General features: G+C 24.8%; 23 protein-coding genes. 11 read left to right on the plus strand and 12 right to left on the minus strand.

Going from position 1 to position 23626, the window contains the following annotated elements:
• Nucleotides 1-2 precede the first annotated feature (2 nt).
• From mgtA to T388_RS0100350, 6 genes are all read left to right on the plus strand, one after another.
• Entirely contained in the window at nt 3-2702 is a 2700-nt protein-coding gene (gene mgtA, locus T388_RS0100325; protein ID WP_036456757.1) for a magnesium-translocating P-type ATPase, read from the plus strand.
• A gap of 72 nt (nt 2703-2774) precedes the next feature.
• Nucleotides 2775-3689, plus strand: a complete 915-nt coding sequence (locus tag T388_RS0100330; RefSeq protein WP_027120363.1) for an RluA family pseudouridine synthase — start codon at nt 2775-2777, stop codon at nt 3687-3689.
• Nucleotides 3690-3711: 22 nt separating this feature from the next.
• Nucleotides 3712-4668, plus strand: a complete 957-nt coding sequence (locus T388_RS0100335) for an MFS transporter (protein ID WP_027120364.1) — start codon at nt 3712-3714, stop codon at nt 4666-4668.
• A 31-nt stretch (nt 4669-4699) separates the two neighbouring features.
• Nucleotides 4700-5299 (plus strand): ribonuclease HII, encoded by a 600-nt coding sequence (locus T388_RS0100340; RefSeq protein WP_027120365.1) that lies wholly within the window; start codon nt 4700-4702, stop codon nt 5297-5299.
• 199 nt (nt 5300-5498) lie between these two features.
• Nucleotides 5499-6350: a MurR/RpiR family transcriptional regulator gene (locus tag T388_RS0100345; protein WP_027120366.1), complete on the plus strand. Its 852-nt coding sequence runs from the start codon at nt 5499-5501 to the stop codon at nt 6348-6350.
• Nucleotides 6351-6554: 204 nt separating this feature from the next.
• Complete coding sequence (locus tag T388_RS0100350; protein WP_027120367.1) at nt 6555-7130, plus strand: NAD(P)H-dependent oxidoreductase; 576 nt, start codon at nt 6555-6557, stop codon at nt 7128-7130.
• Nucleotides 7131-7738: 608 nt separating this feature from the next.
• Here the strand turns inward: T388_RS0100350 and T388_RS03870 are convergent.
• The 8 genes from T388_RS03870 to nadE form a co-directional block, all read right to left on the minus strand.
• The gene (locus tag T388_RS03870; RefSeq protein ID WP_156930238.1) at nt 7739-7915 is read right to left on the minus strand and encodes a hypothetical protein; all 177 of its coding nucleotides are present in this window, start codon (nt 7913-7915) and stop codon (nt 7739-7741) included.
• Nucleotides 7873-8295, minus strand: coding sequence for a hypothetical protein (locus T388_RS0100365; protein ID WP_027120368.1), 423 nt, complete (start codon nt 8293-8295; stop codon nt 7873-7875). The genes T388_RS03870 and T388_RS0100365 overlap by 43 nt, the downstream gene beginning before the upstream one ends.
• Before the next feature lie 253 nt (nt 8296-8548).
• On the minus strand, nt 8549-8950 hold the full coding sequence (locus tag T388_RS0100370) for a hypothetical protein (RefSeq protein WP_027120369.1): 402 nt from the start codon (nt 8948-8950) through the stop codon (nt 8549-8551).
• A gap of 82 nt (nt 8951-9032) precedes the next feature.
• A complete protein-coding gene (locus T388_RS0100375; RefSeq protein WP_169733520.1) occupies nt 9033-9737 on the minus strand; it encodes a type I phosphomannose isomerase catalytic subunit in 705 nt (234 codons plus the stop codon).
• Nucleotides 9738-9818: 81 nt separating this feature from the next.
• A complete protein-coding gene (locus T388_RS0100380) occupies nt 9819-10730 on the minus strand; it encodes an ROK family protein (protein ID WP_027120371.1) in 912 nt (303 codons plus the stop codon).
• Between the two features lie 75 nt (nt 10731-10805).
• Nucleotides 10806-11858 carry a ZIP family metal transporter gene (locus tag T388_RS0100385; protein WP_027120372.1) on the minus strand — a complete coding sequence of 351 codons (1053 nt, stop codon included), beginning with the start codon at nt 11856-11858 and terminating at the stop codon, nt 10806-10808.
• A gap of 16 nt (nt 11859-11874) precedes the next feature.
• The gene (locus tag T388_RS0100390) at nt 11875-12612 is read right to left on the minus strand and encodes a YebC/PmpR family DNA-binding transcriptional regulator (protein ID WP_027120373.1); all 738 of its coding nucleotides are present in this window, start codon (nt 12610-12612) and stop codon (nt 11875-11877) included.
• An 18-nt stretch (nt 12613-12630) separates the two neighbouring features.
• The gene (gene nadE / locus T388_RS0100395; RefSeq protein ID WP_027120374.1) at nt 12631-13404 is read right to left on the minus strand and encodes an NAD(+) synthase; all 774 of its coding nucleotides are present in this window, start codon (nt 13402-13404) and stop codon (nt 12631-12633) included.
• Nucleotides 13405-13532: 128 nt separating this feature from the next.
• On the opposite strand from nadE, the gene T388_RS0100400 reads away from it, so the two are divergent.
• Both T388_RS0100400 and T388_RS0100405 read left to right on the plus strand, forming a co-directional pair.
• Complete coding sequence (locus T388_RS0100400; protein WP_027120375.1) at nt 13533-15221, plus strand: ABC transporter permease; 1689 nt, start codon at nt 13533-13535, stop codon at nt 15219-15221.
• 14 nt (nt 15222-15235) lie between these two features.
• Nucleotides 15236-16180 carry an ABC transporter ATP-binding protein gene (locus T388_RS0100405; protein WP_027120376.1) on the plus strand — a complete coding sequence of 315 codons (945 nt, stop codon included), beginning with the start codon at nt 15236-15238 and terminating at the stop codon, nt 16178-16180.
• 41 nt (nt 16181-16221) lie between these two features.
• Here T388_RS0100405 and T388_RS0100410 read toward each other — a convergent pair whose 3' ends face one another.
• From T388_RS0100410 to T388_RS0100420, 3 genes are read right to left on the minus strand one after another with little or no spacing between them, the layout of a single operon-like run.
• On the minus strand, nt 16222-17118 hold the full coding sequence (locus tag T388_RS0100410; RefSeq protein ID WP_027120377.1) for an HpyAIV family type II restriction enzyme: 897 nt from the start codon (nt 17116-17118) through the stop codon (nt 16222-16224).
• The gene (locus T388_RS0100415) at nt 17108-18034 is read right to left on the minus strand and encodes an alpha/beta hydrolase (protein WP_027120378.1); all 927 of its coding nucleotides are present in this window, start codon (nt 18032-18034) and stop codon (nt 17108-17110) included. Before T388_RS0100415 ends, T388_RS0100410 begins: the two co-directional genes overlap by 11 nt.
• A gap of 56 nt (nt 18035-18090) precedes the next feature.
• Nucleotides 18091-19458, minus strand: coding sequence for a DUF2179 domain-containing protein (locus tag T388_RS0100420; protein ID WP_027120379.1), 1368 nt, complete (start codon nt 19456-19458; stop codon nt 18091-18093).
• Between the two features lie 317 nt (nt 19459-19775).
• Between T388_RS0100420 and gyrB the strand changes: the two genes are divergently transcribed.
• The 3 genes from gyrB (at nt 19776) to smpB (ending at nt 22594) form a co-directional block, all read left to right on the plus strand.
• Nucleotides 19776-21701 (plus strand): DNA topoisomerase (ATP-hydrolyzing) subunit B, encoded by a 1926-nt coding sequence (gene gyrB / locus T388_RS0100425; protein ID WP_027120380.1) that lies wholly within the window; start codon nt 19776-19778, stop codon nt 21699-21701.
• 56 nt (nt 21702-21757) lie between these two features.
• A complete protein-coding gene (locus tag T388_RS0100430; protein ID WP_027120381.1) occupies nt 21758-22072 on the plus strand; it encodes a thioredoxin family protein in 315 nt (104 codons plus the stop codon).
• Nucleotides 22073-22150: 78 nt separating this feature from the next.
• Complete coding sequence (smpB, locus tag T388_RS0100435; RefSeq protein ID WP_027120382.1) at nt 22151-22594, plus strand: SsrA-binding protein; 444 nt, start codon at nt 22151-22153, stop codon at nt 22592-22594.
• A gap of 32 nt (nt 22595-22626) precedes the next feature.
• Here the strand turns inward: smpB and T388_RS0100440 are convergent, their stop codons facing one another.
• Nucleotides 22627-23574 (minus strand): LacI family DNA-binding transcriptional regulator, encoded by a 948-nt coding sequence (locus tag T388_RS0100440; protein WP_027120383.1) that lies wholly within the window; start codon nt 23572-23574, stop codon nt 22627-22629.
• Nucleotides 23575-23626: the final 52 nt, after the last annotated feature.

Consider the following 23626-nt stretch of genomic DNA (forward strand, 5'->3'; position numbering starts at 1 on the left):
AAATGAAGAAACAAAATAAAAATATTAATAATGATTTAGCAAAACTAAGATTAATTGAAGCTTCTAATTCCTCTAATCAAGAGTTATTTAAAAAATACAAAACAAGTTCTAAAGGTTTTTTAAATGAAGAGCAAATAAAATTAAATCAGGAAGAGTACGGTTTTAATAAACTCATAAAAAAGAAAAATAATACTTTTTTAAAAAGATTTATTGATTCATTTTTTAATCCTTTTTCATCAATTTTAATTATTTTAGCATTGATTTCAATGGTAACAGATATCATTTTACCTTGAAAAAATAATGAAAGAGTACAACCATCAACAATGATAATTATCTTAGCAATGGTTATTGTAAGTGGTATTTTGCATATTGTTGAAGAAACTAGAAGTAGTGCGAGTGCGGAAAAATTAGTCAAGTTAGTTCAAACAACAACAAGAGTTGAACGAAATGGTATTTTTTATGAAATTCCTTTGGAAGAAGTAGTAGTAGGCGATATTGTCATTTTAGCCGCTGGAGATATAATACCAGCCGATGTAAAAATCATCAGTGCCAAAGATTTGTTTGTAAGTCAAAGTTCTTTAACTGGCGAAAGTGAATCTATTGAAAAGTATTCTAGTTTAAATAATGCTGAAGTAGATATGAATATCACAGATCGTTCCAATTTAGCATTTATGGGTTCCAATGTAATTTCGGGCTCAGCAAAAGCTGTTGTTGTTGTTTCGGGAAATGAAACATATTTGGGACAAGTAGCACAAAAAATTAATGAAAAAGCTGCAAAAACAGATTTTGAAAAAGGCATAAGTTCAATTTCATGACTTTTAATTAAAATCATGATTGTTGTAGTTCCTTTAGTATTTTTGATTATTGGATTTAAAGATTTAAAAAGTAGTACAAATTGATTAAATGCATTATTATTTGCAATAAGTGTAGCTGTTGGTTTAACTCCTGAAATGTTGCCAATGATTGTTACTAGTACTTTAGCCAAAGGTGCTATTTCCATGTCTAAAAAGCAAACTGTTGTAAAAAGTTTAAATTCAATTCAAAATTTTGGAGCTATGGATGTTTTTTGTACTGATAAAACAGGTACATTAACATTGGATCAAGTTGTTTTGGAACGCCATTTAGATGTTGATGGACAAGAGGATAGTAATGTCCTAAAATTTGGCTTTTTAAATAGTTTTTATCAAACTGGATTAAAAAATCTTTTAGATATTTCAATTATAAATAAAACAGAAGAATTATCTGATACTGAAATTGAATTAAGATCTCTTGAAGATAAATATATAAAAATTGATGAGATACCTTTTGATTTTCAAAGAAAAATGATGTCTGTTGTTGTAAAAAATGTTCAAGAAAATGAAATTCTTATGATTACAAAAGGAGCAGTAGAAGAAGTTTTAAATATTTGTTCTAAAGTTGAATATAAAAATTCAATAATAAATTTAGACAATAAAATGATTAAAACTGTTTTAAAACAAGTAGATGCTTTAAATGATCAAGGTATGAGAGTTATTGCTGTAGCTAGAAAACATAATCCTCAGGATGTTGAAAAATTTGGTATTGATGATGAACAAGATATGATTTTAATTGGCTATTTAGCATTCTTAGATCCACCAAAAGAATCAACTGCTAGCGCAATAGCAAATTTACATAATCATGGTGTTGATGTAAAAATTTTAACAGGTGATAATGCAAGAGTTACAAAAGCTATTTGCAATAAAGTAGGAATTCCATCAGATAAAATTATGTTAGGAAAAGATTTGTTAAAAATTTCAGATAAGGAATTAGAAGAAATTGTTAATAAATATAATATTTATGCAAAATTAAGTCCTGATCAAAAAGCTCGCATAATCAATGCTTTACGTAAAAAAGGTCATGTTGTTGGCTATATGGGAGATGGTATAAATGATGCACCAGCTATGAAAGCAGCTGATGTGTCTATATCTGTTGATACAGCAGTAGATATTGCAAAAGAAAGTGCAAATATTATCTTATTAGAAAAAGATTTGAATGTATTAGATGTTGGTATTGTTGAGGGACGTAAAACTTATGCTAATATGAATAAATATATCAAAATGACAGTAAGTAGTAATTTTGGTAATATCATTAGTATTTTAATAGCAGCTTTAATGCTGCCATTTGTTCCGATGATGGCTGTACAAATTCTATTTTTAAATTTAATATATGATTTAGCATGCGGCTCTATTCCATGAGATAAAGTGGATAGCGAATTTTTACATAAACCCCACAAATGAAAGACGAAAAGTATTTTAAAATTTATGATTTGATTTGGACCTATTTCATCAATTGTGGATGTTTTAGCTTTTATTGTTTTAAGATTTGTTTTTATACCAAATTTATATCCATCATTAAGTGTAGGTGATTTAGAATTTCAAGTTTTATTTCAAACCGGATGATTTATTATTTCAATGTGAACACAAAGTTTAGTTATTCATTTTATTAGAACAGAAAAAATTCCTTTTATTCAATCAAGACCTTCTTTTGTACTAGTGTTTTTCTCAATTACTGGTAGCTTATTAGTCACATTAACGCCATATATACCAATTGTTAATTCAGCTATTAATGTTAAACCACTTCATCCATATTTTTACTTGTTATTAATTTGTTCAATTGTTTTATATATTTCGCTTACTTTAATAATTAAAAAATTTTATATTAAGAAATACAAAGAACTTTTATAAATTAAAATTTCAGTTTTTAAGCTGATTTTTTATTAATGATTGTTTTTAACTTTATTATATATAATATTAGATATGCTTAAATTAGAAGTTAAATACAAGGAAAGAATTGATAAATATATTTCTGACAATAGTGATTTATCTAGAAATGATGCCAAACAATTAATTTTGCAAAATGCCGTTCATTTGAATGATAATATTCCGGTACATAAACCTAATTATATTGTTAGAGAAGGATGAACAATCAATATAATTAAGTTATTAGATAAAGAAATGGATATAAAACCTGTCGATATTCCATTAAATATTGTTTATGAAGATAAAGATTTGGTTGTTATCAATAAACCAACAAATTTAGTAGTACATCCAGCACCAGGTCATATCAATGATACATTAGTAAATGGTTTATTATTTCATTTTAAAACATTGAGCAATGAGAACGGTTTATTAAGACCTGGCATTGTTCATAGAATTGATAAAGATACTAGTGGTTTATTGATTGTTGCTAAAAATAATGAAACGCATATTTTGTTATCTGAAATGTTGAAAAAACATGAAATAAAAAGAAGTTATGTTGCAATTTGCGAAGGCCTTATTGAACACAAAAATTTAAAAATAAATTTACCTATTGAAAGACATCACTCTGATCGTAAACAAATGACAGTTCACAAAAATGGCAAAGAGGCAATTACATATGTAAATGTTTTAAAAAGTTTTTATTTAGAAAAAAAACCAATGTCACTAATTCAATGTGATTTAGAAACTGGTCGTACACATCAAATTAGAGTTCATTTATCACACATTAAAAATCCAGTATATGGAGATCCTATATACGGTCATAAAGTTGATGATTATAATCAAAGGCTTCATGCATACAAATTGAGTTTTATACATCCAGTTTCTAAAAAAGAAATTATTGTGTATGCCGATGTTCCAAAAGAATTTGATATAGCGGATTATGATTTTTCTCAATTAATGAATAATATATAATTACAATATTTTAGGAGTAAATATGAATTACAATAAAGATTTTATGAAAATCACCGATGGTGAGAAATTATGAGCAATGGAAAAAAAGAGATTTAGACCATTTATTATAGCTTCCATTTTTGCCTTTGCTTTTTTAACAATTGTAGCAATTTTAAATTGATTATTTCCATTGGCTTTAAACAACATTTGAAAAAAAGCTAATAGTGCAGCGTTTTCTGATAATAGTGGCAAAATAGATATTGATAAGTTGCAATATGTTTTTAATAGCACTGTAATATGGAGTTCTATTTTTGTTTTTGCAGCAATAGCTATGTTAGTATATTTTATAATTGGCATTAGCAAAAGTTATAAATCTAAAACTTTTATTAAATTGTACAATTGACCAATTGCTGTTTATGGTGTTTATACATTTTTTCAAATAATTTGATTATTTTGATCATTTAGAGTTTTAATACATCCTCAAACAATATCAATGGAAGAGGTTTATTATAAAATTTATTCTTCACTAACTGCGGTTTTAACTATTTTGTTTTATTTCTTATTTGTTAGACAAATGAAATATATTAAATTTGCTTTTTTAAATGTTGAAAGAGTAAAACAATTGAAAAGATTTGAGGAAGAAATGAAACAATATGATAAAAATAATATTTTTAACAATTTGTTTGGCTTTAATCCATCGCAAAATAATGAGAAAAATGATTCAAATAATACTAAAAATAACGTTGAAGAGGCTGAAATAGTCGATGAAAAATCAAAACAAAGAAAAGATAATTTTGATAAATTAATAAAATTACCAAATGAAAAATTATATTTAGCTGCCCAAAAATTATATATTCATGGCTATGAAAAAATGTCTAAAGAGGAACTTGTAAATTTAATTTTAGATATAAATGATCAAAAACAAAATGTTAAGAAAAGTGATGATTCGCAATCTAAAGAATCAAATTCAAATAATGATAAAGAGGATGATAACAATTAATTTACTTCGGTAAATTTTTTGTTATTTAAAAATGCTTAATTTCGAACAAAAATTGGAAAATAAATATAAAATAATTGCTGGCTTCGACGAAGCTGGACGTGGATGCTGCGCAGGACCGTTAGTTATTGCTTGCGTCGTGTTTCCTAAAAATTATAGAAATGATAATATAAATGATTCAAAAAAAATAAGTGCTAAGCAAAGAATTATTGCTTTTGATCAAATAATATCTGATTGTATTGAATACCATATTGAAATTCTTTCTCCAAAACAAGTGGATGAATTTAATCCTAAACAAGCATCAAGAATAGGAATGAAGAATTGTTTAAATAAATTAAAATGTCAACCTGATTTATTAATAACTGACTTTGAAAAAATTGAAACATTAAAATATGAACAAATTAATTTGATAAAGGGTGACCAAAAAGCTATTACTGTTGCGGCAGCATCTATATTAGCAAAAGTTACAAGAGATAATATTATGATTGAATTATCAAAAAAATATAAAAATTTTGATTTTGCAAAACATAAAGGTTATTGTACAAAACAGCATCAAGAAGAAATGAGAATATTTGGAATAACTAATGAACATAGAAAATCATATAAAAATGTACAAAAAATACTAAAAATCTAGTTATAATTAATAATGAGATTTTTATTTGTAAATCATGAAAGGAAAATATGAATTATTGAAATTTTATAAATTTTAAATATTTATTGTTTTCTTTTTCTTACTATTATTTTAATAGAATAAATCAATTTGGTAGGTGTAGCTCTAAATAATTTCCTATTTTAATTTTAAATTTAAGACAAAATATTTTAGAGGTATATATATGACAAAAAAAGTTTTACGCCCAATACTTGATGATAATATTCCATTAACTAAAAAAGAACGTCAAGTATTGAATTTTATCAACACATTTAATGGAGATTTTTTTGATTTTTCACAACAAGAATTAGCTATTAATAGCAATACATCTAATGCAAATGTATCGCGTTTTGTTCGAAAATACGGTTATAAAGATTATAGAGAATTTATAGCTTCAATTAACAGAGTATTAAGTAATTTTTCTAAAAAGTACCCTATTTCATGAAGTGAAGATGATAGGTTTAATAATTATAAATTAATTGCAGCATCTCATAAATATGCTTTAGATAATACATATAACGAGGAATTATTAGAAAAAATTGTTGAAGCTGCTAAACTTATCAATGAATCGAGCACAATATATTTACATGGTTCTGGTGCATCTCATAGAGCTTCAATAGATTTAGCATCTAATTTTTTAAAAATTGGAAAAAACGTAATATTTGCTAGTGAATTTCATATTTTTTTTCCAAGTTTAGCAAATATCAAACAGAATGATTTAATTGTTATATTTTCAAATAATTTACAAACCAATGAAGCGAAATTTATTTTAAATCAGGCAACAAAAAAGAATATAAAAACAATTGTTATAACTTCAAATAATGAAGAAGAATCACTAGGAGATATAGATGTTTATTTGCGTTATAGAAAAATACATGATGAACATATTCTAGTGCCTCTAAGTAGTAAAATTGCTCAAATTTTAATTGGTGATTTATTATTTGAGGCAATTTTAGAAATAGATCCAAAAAATTATGAAAAATTAAATAATTCTAAAAAAATTATTTATGAATGATCAAAAATAAATAAAAATTAAGTATTAAAAAACATTCTTTTTTAGTAAAAGTTCCAAACAAAGAAGTAGAAGACTTTAAATGAGTAAATATTGATGAAATAATGAGTATGATAAAAAATAATATATTTTTAGATTATTATGAAGAAATGATTGATTTTTTATTTTCATAGTAAAAATCTAAAAAAGTAATGGAGAAAAAACACTAAGAGAATAGAGGATTTATATATGAAAAAAATATTGATAATAAATTGTGACCCAATTCTCGGTTCTTTTAATGAAAAAATTGCAAAAATTTATTATGAAGAATCAGTTTTAAAAAATAATCAAGTTAAGATTTTAAATCTTAGAGAATTAGATTTCGAAATAAATTTGAAAAACGGGTATAAAACAATTATGGAATTAGAACCAGATTTAAAAAAGGCTTGATATTTGATTAAAGAATCTGATCATTTAGTTTTTATTCATCCTGTATGATGAGGGGGTTTTCCGGCTTTAATGAAAGGTTTTATTGATAGAATTTTTTTACCTGGACAAGCTTTTAAATTTAAAAAAAATAGTAATTTATGAGAAAAGTATTTAATAAACAAAACAGCACATATTTTAACAACTTGTGATAGTCCAAAATGAGCGTATAAATATATATTTAAACAACCCGGTGTTAATCAATTAAAAAAATGTATTTTAAATTTTTGTGGAATTAAAGTTAAAAAAACATATATAGTAGGTTCATTAAAATTCAAAAATGATTTACAAAAGAAAAAAGTTTTTAAGAAAATTCAAAAAATAGCTTCAAAAATTTAAAATAATCAGAAAATTAAAATCATATTTTTTAAATTTAATAAAGCAAAAATAATAATTTAGTTGTTTTAAAAATAAAAGAATAAATAACTGTTAAAAGATTTATCGTGAAAATTTAATTTTTAAAACAAATGAAAAAATAAATTTAATAAAAAAGTATAAAAAAAGTAAAAATGTAAAGCGCAAAACAAAATCGAGAACTTTTTATGTTTAATTTACTTTAAAAATTTATGTAAAAAAAACTATAATTCCATAGGAATTATGGTTCTGTTTAGACCTATCTCATTACTTTGAAAATTCTACAAGATGGGTTTTTTCTATATCCTTTCTTCATTCGTTGAAAAATTTAATAATTTCGTCATTTTGAATTGTAATTTTTTTAGTGTTTGGTCATCAGGATTAGGTTTAATTAATTTACGATTTAACTGATCAACTAAATCGCTGATCATAATATAAAATGAGCAACTTCTTTCTCTTCAATTGTATATTTCTTTAACATAACTTTGACTAGAGTCAAACTTGAATTGGATACAGAATTTTTGAAAATCGTTTAAGTTTTTTCCACTTAAAATTTCCGTTTTATATTCTTTATAATTTATTAAAAAGCACAGCTATCCAGAGATCTTGATTATGAATTGAACATCATCATCAGAAGATATAAATTCTCGTTGACCTTCTTCATTAATTGAAACATAAAATTGATTCTTAAATTGAACTTTAGAAGCATAAATCTTTCTTTTAATTGTTAAGAATAGTTTTCAATCATCATCTTTTGCTTTAACAAACAAATTTTCTTTATATAGATAGTATTTTTTGTTTCAATTATTCTATTTTTGTTTTTTATAAAAGATTCAAAATTATTAATTTTTAGTAAATAAAGATGTGCTGGAAGAAATTTTTGTAAAGAGTCATTGGCACGTTCAACATGTGGCTTAAAAATATCTATGCTAGAAGATTCTAATTCAATACATTTTGCATTTAATGATTGTTTTAATGGTGTATCTGTTAAATCAGATCTTCAAAAAGTTTTTCTTTTATCAGAACGAATTGTTTTTGTTTTACCATATGTTTTAAACATATCTTCAAGTAATTTCATATATCCTAAATTTGTTTCTTCTTTTTCAATATGAAGAGATAAAATTCTTGAGGTTGATGCGTCCACAGCCACATAAATATGTGATTTTTAACCATTCATTCACTCATGTTGACATACATCGATTTCAACAATTTCACCAAATTTAGATTTTTTTTATTACATTTTCTAGCTTTTTTGACAGCTTTCTCTTTACTCTTATTCAGCTTAATTATATCTTTTAAATATTTGCTATTTTTGATCCTTTTTTAAATTTCTCAGTTTTTTTCTTGCTTCACTTCACTTCTTTTTAGACATAAATTTCGTTCAAAAACCGCGAGAAAATAAGTTATTTAAAAAAGAGTGATTTTAGTTTCATCTTCAATACAAAATTCATAAAATAGTTCAGTGTAATATCATGATCAACTTTATTTTTGAATACCTTTTTTGAAAGTTCATAATATTTGATTATTAATTTATCGACATCTTTTACTGAAATTTGTCTCTTAAATTGATTGTTTTTATTTAAAATATCGTATTTCATTTTTTTAACCATTCGCCAACTTAATTCTATTTTTTTACTTATTCAATTTATTGGTTTGTTCAAATTATTTGCAATTATTTTATATTGAAATTCTTTCTTCAATTCATAATCTGTTTTTGAATTTTCTTGATATTTTTTTCATATCCAAAAAATTATAAAAGTTCTTACTTTTGATTCACCGATTAAGTTCTTATTTTTGATTTGCACTTGACAATAAATAAAAATTAAGTATTAAAAAACATTCTTTTAACAAAAATATTTAGAATTTTTGTACTTAATAGAATGTTTTTTAATTTATTGTTTCAACAAAAAATATTGAATTTTTTAAAAAGGATTCACCTTTTTCGATTTCATAACAACAATATTCTTGATTATTATAAGTTATCAAATAACCATTATTTCAGGCCTTTAATATTTCAGATTGTTTATTTAAAGGAGTTTGTATAGAATAATGGTTTTTATATGAAACTAAACCATTATTAGGATTTTTTATTATTTTCAAAGTTGAATTTATTTTGATATTTTTGATAACTTTTAAAGCTTTATTAATGTGTAATTCTCTTAAGTATCCATCATTATTTTTTCTATTATAATCAAAAAATCTATATGTGATATCGCTTGGTTGTTGAACTTCAATAACTTTGATTTCTGCGCCTCCTGGAACTCCTAATCCATGAACTAATCCTGCAGGTATATCATAAAAATCATTTTTATTTATTTTGATTTCAGATAATAAATTTTTTCATAAATTAAATTCAATAGTATTTTTAATGTTCTCTAAATCATAGTTTTTTAAACCTAATACAATTTTTGATTGCTCATTTGCTTCTAAAATATATCAACTTTCACTTTTTCCATTATGTTCATTTTCTAATATTTTTGCAAATTTATCATCTGGGTGAACTTGAATCGATAAGGGTAGTTTTGCATATAATATTTTGATTAATAATCCCTTTGTGGTTTTATTATTGGTATCAAAATATGTTGTTTCCATATTTTTTACTGGAGAATGAAGTCATATTTCATATCCCCATATTTTTTTATGTATTATACTTTTTATTTTTTTCATTTTATATTATTTATTTTTGTCTTTTATTAGAAAATATAAACCGTATAAAGCACTATCATCACCCAATTTGTCAAATTCGAAAGTTATATTTTTAAAATGAACTATATCACTCATTTGTTTTGCTTTATCAATTGCTTGATAAACTAATTCAGGATTATACAAAGCAACACTACCCCCAAAAAAGAAGTGATTAGGTGCTAATAAAGCACAATCTGTAGCAATTAGTTTTGCTAAAGTATCTATTGCGTTGTCAATAATTTCTTTTGCTCCTTTATTTCCGTTTTTTGCTAAAACAAAAGTTTCTTTTGCGCTTTCAGATACACCTCGATGTTTAGATTTAATTTTAATTCCGGTGCCAGAGCAATGCAATTCTAGTGCATAATCATTTTTAAAATGGTGTTCTCCTAAAAATGGTTTGCTACTAATTGGCATTTGAGCAATTTCTTGAGCATAGTATTTGTTGCCGTGATAAATTTTGCCATTGATTATCAAACCAGCACCAAAACCAGTACTTATTGTAAAAAATTGACTAATTTCATTATTTGGAATATTAGCTATTTTATGATTAGCAAATGCCATTGCATTAGCGTCATTTTCAAAAATAATATCTTTTAAATTTGATTTATTGAACAAATATTCTTTCATATTGAAATTTAATCAACTACCTTTTAAATTGGGTGAATTTAATATAATGCCATTTTCATAATCACTAGGTCCGGGAACACAAAGAGCCAAATAATTAACTTCGTATTTATTTAATAAATTTATAATTCAATCACAAGTTTCATAAACATTATCATGTGATGATAATGTTTTTTCTTTAATTGCTATTTTTCCATTTTTATCAAAAAGAGCAAAACGTGTATTGGTACCGCCAATATCTACAGCAGCAAATATTTTATTTTCATTTTTTTTCATAAATAAATTATATTAAAAAGCTAGTGTTTTATTAGTTTTTAAAACACTAGCTATAAATTAAAATTGTTTGTTCATTTAAAAATTATACGTTCCATGATCATGAAATGATAAAATTGTTGCACAAATTATAATACCCAGTAAGAAAACAAATAAAACCTTTTTAATAAATTTTTTATCATGATGAGCATGATTAATTTCTGGTAAAAATTCAATTATTGCTGTAAATAAAAATGTTCCAGATATCATTGCTTGAACAAAAGCACTTAATTGTCATATTTGATTTATGTATTTTCCTAAATAAATTCCTAATAACATGAGCGGTATAAATAATAAAAGTGATGCAAATGAATTAAATACTGCTTTTCATTTTGAAATTCCCATTTCTCTTTGGCGATAATAAAAAATTATTTCCTCAGGTATTAAATGTAAAATGAAAGAAATTAAAAAAGCTGCATTTAATGCTCCAAATTGAGCCCCAGTTGTAAAAAAAGCATTAAAACTATAGCCTATTAAAAATCCAGCGGGAATTCTATGAGTTAATAATAATAACAAGGCGACAATTTTTAATTTGGTATCTGATTTTTTATTTGTTACTTCTTTGTGACTTATTTTGTGATTTAAAGCTATATTGCTGTGATCATGAGCTTCATGCTCATGATCATGCGATAAATCATGAATATGAATATATAATGATGCTTTTGGATCTTCTTTTATTTTAGATGAAGTTGCTTTTTTTACAATAAATCTTAAAAATCAACCAAATGATAAACCCGCGGTTAATCCACCACCTACTAATAATATATTTCAACCATATAACGATCATCCAGAAAAACCTTCGGCTTTCGCACTTAAACTACTTTTTTCCAGTGATTCTCTTAAAAAACCAAATAATGCCATTGTTATAAAAAATCCAGTTACAAAAGCATATAAAATAACACTTCCTTTTTTACTTAATGTGTCTTTTTTTAAAAAAGGAAAAATTAAAGTGATTAAAAAAGGAATAAATAGCATTACAAATGATGCTATTATAACAAAGTATAGTCTAGCAAAAAAATCTTGCTCTCATCCTTGAGGATTTTGACCAAAATATATCGCTCCACTTTTTAAAATATTAATAAATTTTTCCATTTGTTCTTTCTACAAATTATTCCTCAAATTCGATATTATGAAATACTTCTTGTACATCATCATCATCTTCTAATTTTTCAATAAATTCTTGAATTTTTTTGGCCTTTTCGCCATTAAAAACAACAGTTGAATTAGGAATATATGTTACTTCGCATTGCATGAATTCTGTTATTCCCAGAGAATCTTCAATAGAATTTTTACAGTCAGAAAATTTTTCAGGTAATGTTGTTATTAAATAAGATTCTTCGTTCACTTCAAAATCTTCTGCTCCATTTTCCATTGCAAACATCATTATAGAATCTTCATCAATTAAATTTTTTGAAACTTCTAAAACTCCTTTATGATCAAATTGAAAAGGTATTTGTCCTGTTTTACCTAGAGTTGCATTTTGACGATTAAAGTGCGCAGTCATAGAACTTTTAGTTCTATTCATATTGTCACTCAATGTTTGTATTAAAAATGTTGCTCCTCCTGTAATTGTTGCATTAAATAAAGTTTCAACATATGCTGAACTATCTTTTCCATCACCTTTTGCTTTTGCTAAAGCTCTTTCAATGTTTGCTTTAGGCATATTTTTACTTTTTGCTTTTGATATTGCTAGTTTTAACGCAGGATTGCTATCAGGGTCTGGTCCTCCTGCACTTGTTGCTGCAACATATATTTCTTTAAACATTTTTTGAAATATTTTTCCTCTTGCTGCGTCGTTAGCTCCTTTTTTATGTTTAATTCCTGCTCAATGTGAATGTCCTGCCATAATTATCTCCTTCTATTTCTATATTTCGTTTATTTTTTTAGGTTGATAAGCTTTGTCTCTTTTATGTTGAGAAAACTTATGTAATTTTATCATTTTTTCTTTATTTTCAGGTGTAATTAAATCATAATTTCCCATTATATAGTTATCAATTTCATAGTATGTTATACCAAGTTCGTCTTCATCATTTTGACCTTCTCATAATCCTGCCGAAGGTTTTTTATTAATTATTGATTCAGGTATATTTAAGTATTTAGCCATTTCTTTAACTTCACATTTCAACAAATGAGAAATAGGTAATAAATCTACACCGCCATCTCCATATTTTGTAAAATAACCAATAAAATATTCTGCTGCATTATCTGTTCCAACAACTAAATATTTTTTTTGTTGACCTAAGGCATATAATGTTGTCATTCTTAGTCGAGGTTTAATATTACTAATTGCTAATCTATCATCAATATCCTTTAATTCATTTGTTAATGCAACAAAACTATTTTTTAAATCAATATTTTTGGTGTTTAATTTCAAATTATTTACTAATTGGTTAATATCATTTATGTCATGTTCCATATTGTCTATTGGCATAATAACACCAAGCGAGTTATTCGGAAAAGCTTTTTTACACAATGCTGCAACTACAGCAGAATCTATGCCGCCAGATATTCCAAATATTAAGCCATTACAATTTGCGTTTTTGACTTTTTCTTTCAATCACTCAACTAGGTATTTAATGTATTTAATAATCATTTTATTATCCTTAAATAAACTATTTTTTACTATTTTTTGATTCATAAATACTCCTATATTATTGCTTTTATTATTATATAAAAATAATAGTACAAAATTCCATTTTTTCTTTTAAGTAACATCAAATAATACTATAATTTTATTATTAAAAATTATTATATACGGGAGGTTCTATGAAAACATTATTTAAATTACAATGATTTAATTTTGTTAAGGATAAATCGAATTGAATTATAAGTGTAATATTATTTTTGTTTGCTATAATTGCATCATTAAGTGTGATTCTAACTGATAATACAGATATTTCAGAGTCAAAAATTACTAATATTTATACATATTCAACAATACTACAACAAATTATATCTTTTATCATTTTGTCATCGCTTATTTCTTCTAAAACATTTGGTATATTTAAGGATCAAGGTTTGGAATATGTTATGTTTTCCAAACCTATGTCAAGAAAACAAATGTATTGATCAAGTTGACTTACAGCTTTATTATTTTCGTTATTACCAAATATATTAATTATTTTGGTTCCATTTACAATATTGAGTTTTTCATTCAAGATTAAATGAGTTACGTTTTTATTTATTTGGAAATTCTTAGTTTTTTCAACCATTACAATGTTAATTATTACAATTTTTATAGTTTCTTTAACTTCTGCACTTTATACAAAGATTTCTAGAAAAGGATTATCTTCTTTGATTATTTCATCAATTATAACAAGTGGTATGTTGGTAAATATTCTTGAATATTCTTTGCCTAGAAACAATATACGAGTTACAAATAATTATTTGATAAATAAAAAACTTGATAATCTAGATAATTTATCATCACTAAATAAACGAAATTTAAAGTTGAAAGGTTTTGAAAGTAATTATGAATTACTTAACAATGCGAATATTTCACAAGGAGATATATATAAATATAATTTAAATGCAACTAATTGACTAAAATTTGTTCATTTCACAAATGTTTTTACATATTTTTCTATTGATATGATTGAGATGAATATTCAAAATTCTATACCTGCAACAAATACAAATTTTTATATTAAAAAAGTTGATGAAAAAGAATTTTCTAAGAGTGAAATATATGATTTAAATAATAATCCATATATTCTTCTTTTCAATAGAAAAGTCTCTAACAATATAGAAGACATGCTAAAATCTTTAGCAAGCAATCTCGTTGTAGAAAATTACAAATTAGATAGTTCTATAGAAAATTTTTTAGGTTATGGGATGTTGAATAAAGAGGTTTATAAAGAACTGATTAGCAAATTAGACACGAAAATAAATCAAATTAAACAAAACATTATATCTTCAAATGAATATGTTGAATTTAAAGATAGTTTAATTACAAAAAATCAAAGATTACAATATTTTAATAATTTAAAAGAAGTAATAGCACAAAATCTAGAATCAATAATTTTTGAATATATGTCAAAAGCTATTAAACAAATTAATGTTACTAACTTAACCTCAGAAACTCAAAATTATTATAATAACTTAATTAATGCTACAAACTATTCAGACTTTGTTCATGAAATAAATTCAACGAGTCAAATAGGTGTTTATTCTTTTACAAATGATCTATTAAATTTAATTAGCGAGCAAATAATTTTAGATACAATTCAACAAAATAATCAAAATATTTCACCAAATTTTTATGAATTTACTTTAGAAAATTCACAAAATATAGGTTTTTATGAATTAGTAAACATTTCTTCTGGGCAATTAGTAAAAAAGATTGCTTATAAAGTCTATCCTTGGTATTTTGTTATTATTTTATATTTGAGTATTTCAATTGGATTAACTTTTTTAGGCTCTAAACTTTATGAAAAGAAATCATTTAATTCTTAGAAAAAGGTGATAATATGGAAAATAATTTTGCAATCGAAGTAAAAAATGTAAATAAATATTTTAAAGACAAAAAACGTTCTACAAAACATGCTTTAAAAAATGTTTCATTTACTGTTAAAAAGGGTTCTTTTCATGGTTTTATAGGCGCGAATGGTGCTGGTAAAACAACTCTTTTCCGTTCACTATTAGGTTTTTATCCTGATGTAGAAGGTGAAATATTGATTAACAATATTTCTTTTAAAAATATTGAATTTAAACGTTTCATTGGATATGTCCCTGAAATAGCAACATTTCCAAAAAATTTTTCAGTTTTACAATATTTGTTATTTATGGCTGAGTGTTCTGGTCTTTCTAAATATGAAGCAAAGAATAGAGTTATGACATGATTAAAGAGTTTTAATATACCAAAAGAAATTTTTATGAAGAAAGGTAATTATTTATCATCTGGACAAAAAAAGAAAATATTACTTATACAAGCATTGATTCACAATCCGCAAATATTAATTTTGGATGAGCCTGCTGCTAATTTAGATCCTAAAGTTAGAGTTGAATTATATGAGAATCTTAAAGAAATTAATAAAAAAGGAATCACAATATTTATTTCTAGTCATATTCTTACAGAGTTAGCACAATATATAGATTCTTTTACAGTTTTGGAATTAGGCGAAGTTAAAGAGAATAAATCTATTAAAGAAATTGAACAAAATCAAGAATTTAATTATAGAATAGAATCCGAAGACATCGATAAAATAGAACTTTTAGTTAAAAATCTTCAATCAAATGAAAATAGTAAAATTAAATATTTGGTTAGCGATTTTAATATCTTAATTAAATGTAATGATAAAGAATTTGACAATATTGTTTCTAGTGTTTTACAAAATAATCTGTCTTATAAATCTATTGGAGTTTATAAAATGTCTCTCAATGACATCTATTTTAATGTAACACAAGGAGAATAATAAAAAATTATGTGTAATTAAATCCAAACACATAATTTTTTTTATTTATTATTTTCAAATTGCATTCTTTTCAATTTAAAATCATCTTCATCTAATGCTGTTTCTTTAATATTTCTTATTTTTAAAGCTTTAAAAAAATTAGAATTTTCGTTTCTTTGATCAAAAATTTTGTTTCTAATATTTAAATAAATATCATCATTAGATATTAGTTTTTCTCATGATGAATTGCTCATGTTAATCATAAACTCTAATGTTTCTGAATCTGTATCTAAATTAGGCATTTCTAATAAGAAATTATAGTCTTTTTGTTTAAAACTATACATATGTTGTTCAATTTGTTCTCAGTCACTTTTGTGATCAAAATGTGCTAAAAAATCTGATGAATATACAATTTTTAGATTTAATTGATCTAAATTAGAATCAATTTGAGATAAATAGTAGTTTTCATTTAAATGAAATTCATTGTCAATAAATCAAATAAAACCTTTGATTTTATATTCTTTATATCCAAATTGAATATCTTTTATATTTTGTACAAATTTTTCAAATATTTCAACCGCTTTGCTTGCTGAATAAGTATCCCTTTTTTTAATTCAAACAACATTTAAATTTTTTTCTTGATCAGTGAAAAGTAATTGCGGTTTTAATTTAACAGTTTCAAATTCATTTTCATTTATAGGTCGATGAATTTGAATATTATTGTCCAAAAGTTCATATTGATATTGTATTAAAAAATATTCCGCAATTTCTTTTAAAAATTTGTAATAAGTATTTTCTTGCGTTCTTAGAAAAGATTGTTCCATTTTCGTTTTAAAATTAAATGGATTTAATAATGATATATAACGATAAGGAGCATCTATTAATTTCATTAATAATTTAGGTCCATTATTGGTAGTTAAAGTTTTTTTTAATTGAATTTCAAATTGATTATAATCCATTATTTTCTCCACCTTGATTTAATGTCTCAACCAATTCTACAGCTTCTATCAATTCTATATCTTCATCTGAATCTTTTTTGTTATCTGTTGCCTCATAAATTTTATTTTTAAATTTAACAAATCCTTGTCATCAATGTCTTTTTTTAGGCATTTCTCATCGATTGAAATATACAGCTAATCTTTTTGGATCACTTTTAGCAGGAGAGTGCCCTCTACCTACAACAAAATAAGGAACATTTAATTCTTCTGCATATTCTAAAAAGTATTTTGTTCCTATAATATTGTCTTTATCTCCAATAATAAAAATAATTTTATCTGCATATTTTTTATAATCTTTATCTAGTTCTTTCATATATTCTTCATTTAGAATATACTTTTCTAAAAGATTAAATCAAGCACCTGAACGAGAAAAACTTTCATTTAATCTTCTAGTTTTGTTAAATTTAGAAGTAAAATTAGTGATAAATTTGCCTACGATTGATGACATCTTTCCTTTAGGTGAAATTACCTTTTGTAAAATGGAATAAGAATTGGTATTTACCATATTGGGATTTATGGTAGACATCATAATAATTCTTTTAACTTTTGGATTTTTAGCTAATTTTAAAGCAACACCGCCTCCCATTGAATGACCAACAACGATGATGTTTTTTGTTTTAATTTGATTAATAACTTGTTCTGCGGCTTCAATTCATCATTCTAATGTTATTTCTTCAGGTTTAACTGATTTAAAAAATCTACTTCCTGGGAAATTAATTGCAACAACATTATAATCATGCTTATATTTAAGCATTTTTTGTATAAAATTGCTGCTTGAATTTAATCCATGACAAAATAAAAAAGTTGTATCTACTTTATTATCCTCAATATAAATAGGAATTCTATAATTTTTGTAATCTATATAATTTAATTTCATAATTTTAATTATATTAATATATCTAAAAAAGTAATAAAAAATAAAAGCAAAAGCTTTTAAAATTTATCATCTGGTATATAAATTTGACCATCTACCGACGCAATATTGCTTATTGTAATTAGAGCGTTTTTGTCTACTGAACGAATTCTTTTTATCAATCTAGGTATTTGTTTATACAATGTTATAGATGAAAATACTTTAGTTGAATGTCCGCTATATCCACTTTCACCTACAGTTATTGTAAAACTATTAATTGTTTTTTTATCATTTACAATAGCTTTTCTAATTGCTGTCATATGTGATGAGTATATTTTACATTGTACAATTTTAAAACGTGGGAACAATCTATTTAAAAAAGCAACGAAAACAAAATTACAAATAAATGTTGAAATAAAATTCGGCGAAAAATATAAAGGTGGTTTTCATTTTAGATTTATTAAATTGTTAAAACTAGTTATTTCGGCTTGATTAGTTGTTAATGAGTTTATTGAAATACCTTTTAAATCCTTTATTAATAAACTTCCAGGTAAATATGTTCCAACAATAACAGAAATAAAAATAATAAAAATATTTATATATCCATTTATAGTGCCAAAGTTTTTATGTTTTACAACAGACATGTATTCGCCTATAATACCTGTAACTCCGGCTGAACCCCCAATTATTGCTATTACAGCAAAGAAAAAGGCTAACATAAATCCGTATGTTACTGAAAATAAAATCTGTGCAATTATATTGCCACCATCATTTCATTGAATAGGAATTAACGATCACAATTGATTTTTTCCTTGTCATAAATTATTAGCTATTTGATTTTTTAAATTATTACTAAATTCTGGGTGATCAAAATTTCCAATAATATAAAAATCATTAGCACCCGGTATTTGACCAATTCCAAATGAAATTAAACTACTTACAACTAAAAATTCTAAAGTTAATATTGTGAAAACTTTCCCTACTTTTTTTCACCCAAAAATAAATAAAGGTATGCTTAAAAATAGATATAAAATCCAGAATAAAGCATTATCGATTATGTTATAAATTGGTTTTGTTATATTAGAAGAATTTCTTAGTAATACATTTGTTAAACGTGCAATTGATTGGCCAAATGCGGCTAAACCAAAATTATAAATACCAGGGTTTTTAACGAAAAATACACTTATTATTCCAAATAAAACCGCCAAACCACCGGTAATTAAACCAAGTTTTCACATGGGCATTGGAGCATAGAATTTAGACAATTTTAATACAAAATTAGATAATTTAGTTAATCTATAATGTGTATGTTTTTTTTCAACAACCTTTTTTTTGCTTCTTGTTTTACTTTTTTTATTTCCCTCTTCAATTTCATTCTCATCATTAACGAAAGCTTCATGAGTTGAAAGAATTTCTTGCATTTCTTTATTATTTTTATGTTCTTCCATAAAACCCTCCTTTTAAAAAAGATAAAAAAACGACTTTGCAGTCATAAAAACATTACTTTTACAATAAATTTTTTAATTGATTAGTTAATACAAATTTAAGTTATATAATGATAACATATTTTTAAAATTTATTTATAGTTCAATTATCTCTTTTTACCAATTATTTTATAAAACAGTAATTATGGTAAAATAATATTTTTAATTTTATTATAATATTTTTCATATTTTTTTCATTTTTTAAACACAATTGAAAAATAATTTTTGTGATATAATCTTAATATTATTAATATTAAGATAAACCCAATAGAGGAGGTTACATGTCAAATCAAAAATATTCAGCTTCGAATATAAGAGTTTTAGAAGGACTAGAAGCTGTTAGAGTCAGACCCGGTATGTATATTGGCACAACAGGTATAAAAGGACTACATCATTTAATATGAGAAATAGTTGATAATTCTGTTGATGAATGTATGGCAGGTTATGCTAATAAAGTAGAAATAATAATTACAAAAGATGGTTATATTGAAGTTAGTGATAACGGTAGAGGAATTCCTGTAGAAATTCATGAAAAAACAAAATTATCAACAGTTGAAACAGTTTTAACGGTGTTACATGCTGGAGGTAAATTCGATTCCGATAGTTATAAAGTTTCTGGAGGTCTACATGGAGTGGGTGCTTCAGTTGTTAATGCATTAAGTGATGATTTAGAAGTATGAGTAAAAAGAGATGGAAAAATTCATTATGCTCATTTTAATAATGGTGGAAAAATTGTTCAATCATTGAAAGTTATTGGAAATACTGATTTAAATGATTCAGGAACAAAAATTAAATTTCATCCAGATTTTTCAATTATGGAAAAAAATAAATTTGATAAATTTGTTATTTTAGATCACGCAAAACAAATTGCATATTTAAATAAAGGTGTTAGAATTTCTGTTCGTGATGAAAGAGATGAAACTTTTGAGGAATATTATTTTGAGGGTGGAATTATTGATTTTGTTAAGGAAATGAATACAGGACAAAAACTAATTCATGATGAAGTTATCTATGCAGAGGGAGAATATTCTTTACAAGGAGAAACTCCGGTTCAAGTAGAAGTGGCAATTCAATATAACGATAAAATCACTGGCAATGTTGTTTCATATGCAAATAATATTATTACTGTTGAGGGTGGTACTCATGAAAGCGGTTTTTATGATTCATTAGTTAGATTGTTAAACAATTATGGTAGTGAATGTGGACTTATTAAAAATGAAGATGATAAAGTATCAAGAGAAGATGTAAAAGAAGGAATTGTTGCAATTATTTCTGTTAAACACTCAAATCCTATTTTTGAAGGTCAAACAAAAGGCAAACTTGGTAATAAAGATGCGAGAATGGCTGTAAATAAGGTATTTTCTGAAAGTTTTGAAAGGTTTTTAAACGAAAACCCTACTGAAGCAAAATTAATTGTTCAAAAAACAATTTTTACTAAAAAAGCACGTTTAGCAGGTTTAGCAGCACGCGATGCAGCAAGAAGAAAAACGGTATTTGATACAGGCTCGTTACCAGGAAAACTAGCAGATTGCTCTAGTAAGAATGCTGAAATAAGTGAATTATATATTGTTGAGGGTGATTCTGCAGGTGGTTCTGCAAAAATGGGTCGTGATCGTGTTACACAAGCTATATTACCATTGCGTGGTAAAGTTATTAATGTTGAAAAAAATCAACCTAAAAAGGTTTTTGCTAATGCCGAAATTTTAGCAATGATAACAGCTCTAGGAACAGGAATTGGGGATGAATTTAATATAAATAAATTGAGATATCATAAAATCATTATAATGACTGATGCTGATGTCGATGGTGCTCATATTAGAATCTTATTATTGACATTTTTTTATAGATATTTTAGACCTCTTATTGAGTATGGCTTTATTTACATTGCTCAACCTCCTCTTTATAAGATTCAACAAAATAAATTTGTGCAATATGCTTATAATGATGAACAAAAAGAAGAAATTATGTCTCAACTTAATCCAAATGTAAAAATTAATGTACAACGTTATAAAGGGCTTGGAGAAATGGACCCTGTTCAATTGTGAGAAACAACAATGGATCCTTCTGCAAGAAAAATGTTGCAAGTACAAATAGAAGATGCAGCAAGAGCTGATTGAGTATTCACAACTTTAATGGGTGACGAAGTATTACCTAGAAGAGAGTTTATTGAATCAAATGCTAAATATGTTAAAAATATAGATTTTTAATAATTATTTGTTTATAATTCCAAATCATAGTTTTTATTAATTTGTAAGGAGAAAAAATGTTAAAAGACGTTAAAAAAGAAGAATATTTAGATTTAGTATCTAATTTAAAAGGTTTACATGTTTTAGTTTTTCATGCGCAATGATGTCCTCCATGTAAAATGTTCAAAAATACATTAGAAGAATTGGCAGAAAAAGATAATATTCCTGTATTTCGTGTTGATATTGATATTGACAAAGAATTTGCTGTGGAAAAAGGTGTTTCAAGTATTCCAGCATGAATGATTATTAAAGATAACACAATTGTTGAAAAGGGTATGGGTTTTGTACCATATGAAGCATTTAAAACAAGAGTGTTTAATCACGAAAAATAAGAAGATAGATTTTTCTATCTTTTTTATTCATAATTATAAAAGGATATATTTAATTAAATAATTTATAATATTAAAATTATGAAAATTATAAGTGAAAATAAAAAAGGATTGCATGGATATAAAATAATAGAGAAACATGAATGTGGAATTTCTTTATTAGGTTGAGAAGTAAAATCATCTCGAGCAAATACTGTGAATTTAACTAATTCATATTGTTTTTTTAGAAAAAACGAATTATGATTATGTAATGCTTCATTTAGCAAATATATGTTATTAAAAGTAGATGAAACTAGAGAAAGAAAACTTTTAATGCATCAAAACGAATTGCTTCGTTTAGCGCATAAGTTAGAAAAACAACCTAGTGGAACATTAATACCAACAAAAATTTATTTTAATAATAAAAGTAAAATAAAAATAGAAATTGCACTTGTTATTGGAATGAATAAGTCTGATAAGCGTGAAGATATTAAAAGAAAAGATAATGAAAAGTACATCAAAAAGGTTTTAAATAAATATTTATAAAAAAACTACGTATATTTTGGGTTACGTAGTTTTTATACAATTCTTGGTTTAATAATTTTACTTTCCATAGTTCCATCAATAATATTGTTAAATAATATTTTTTCCATAATTAGCCCTATTTCAGGATAATCTAAAAATATTTTTGTTTTATATTTATGTTGATAATCGAATATTGAAAGTCAACCAATATCTGTTAATCTTAAATTTTTATCTTGCGAAGAGATTAAACTAACAAAAACTTCATGGGTTGAGCAAACAACATTTACATGGTTATTTAATCTTAAATTATTTAAAAATTGATGTATTTGTTTTGGATCTTTGTTTTTTAGAGTACATATTTCGTATTCAATATTAAGTTTTTTACATGCCTTTTTAAATCCAGAAAGTCTAGCTTCTTTTTGTTCTTCATTCAATTTCCCATCCTCAGCATAAATAATTTTTTGGCCTTTTTCAATAAAATGAACAAAACGTGTTGTTAATTTTTCAAACGCGTCTTCAAAATCTATTGTAATGCAATTAAATAATTCTTCATTTTGGCCGTAAATTATTGCTGGTATGTCTCCTAAATTTTGTTTTAAATATTCTACAATTTTTTTAGATGGATCACTTGGTAAAAAAAAGACAACTGAACCCGGTTTTCAAGACAATACATATTTAATTGATTCAATATATTCTTCAATATTACTTGATGAATAGGTAATTAAAACTTTTTTATCATGTAATTTAGCGCCCTGTTCTATACCATTCATAATATGTGTGTATGCACTTTCAAATCATTCTGGAGCAATGACAAAAATAGAGTTATCTCTGCCTCTTATTAAACGAGCTCCATGATTTGGATAGTAATTATGTTCCTTTACAATTTTAGTAATTTTTTGTTTAGTAGCTTTGCTAACATATCCTCCATTATAATAACGGCTAATTGTGCTTATCGAAACTCCAGCTAGTTTCGAGATATCTTTATATGAGAAGTTTTTCATAGTTTAATTATATATAAAAAAAATTAATATGAAAATTTTCCACAATAAAAGA

Source organism: Mycoplasmopsis lipofaciens ATCC 35015, assembly GCF_000686585.1.
GTDB lineage: Bacteria > Bacillota_I > Bacilli_A > Mycoplasmatales > Metamycoplasmataceae > Mycoplasmopsis > Mycoplasmopsis lipofaciens.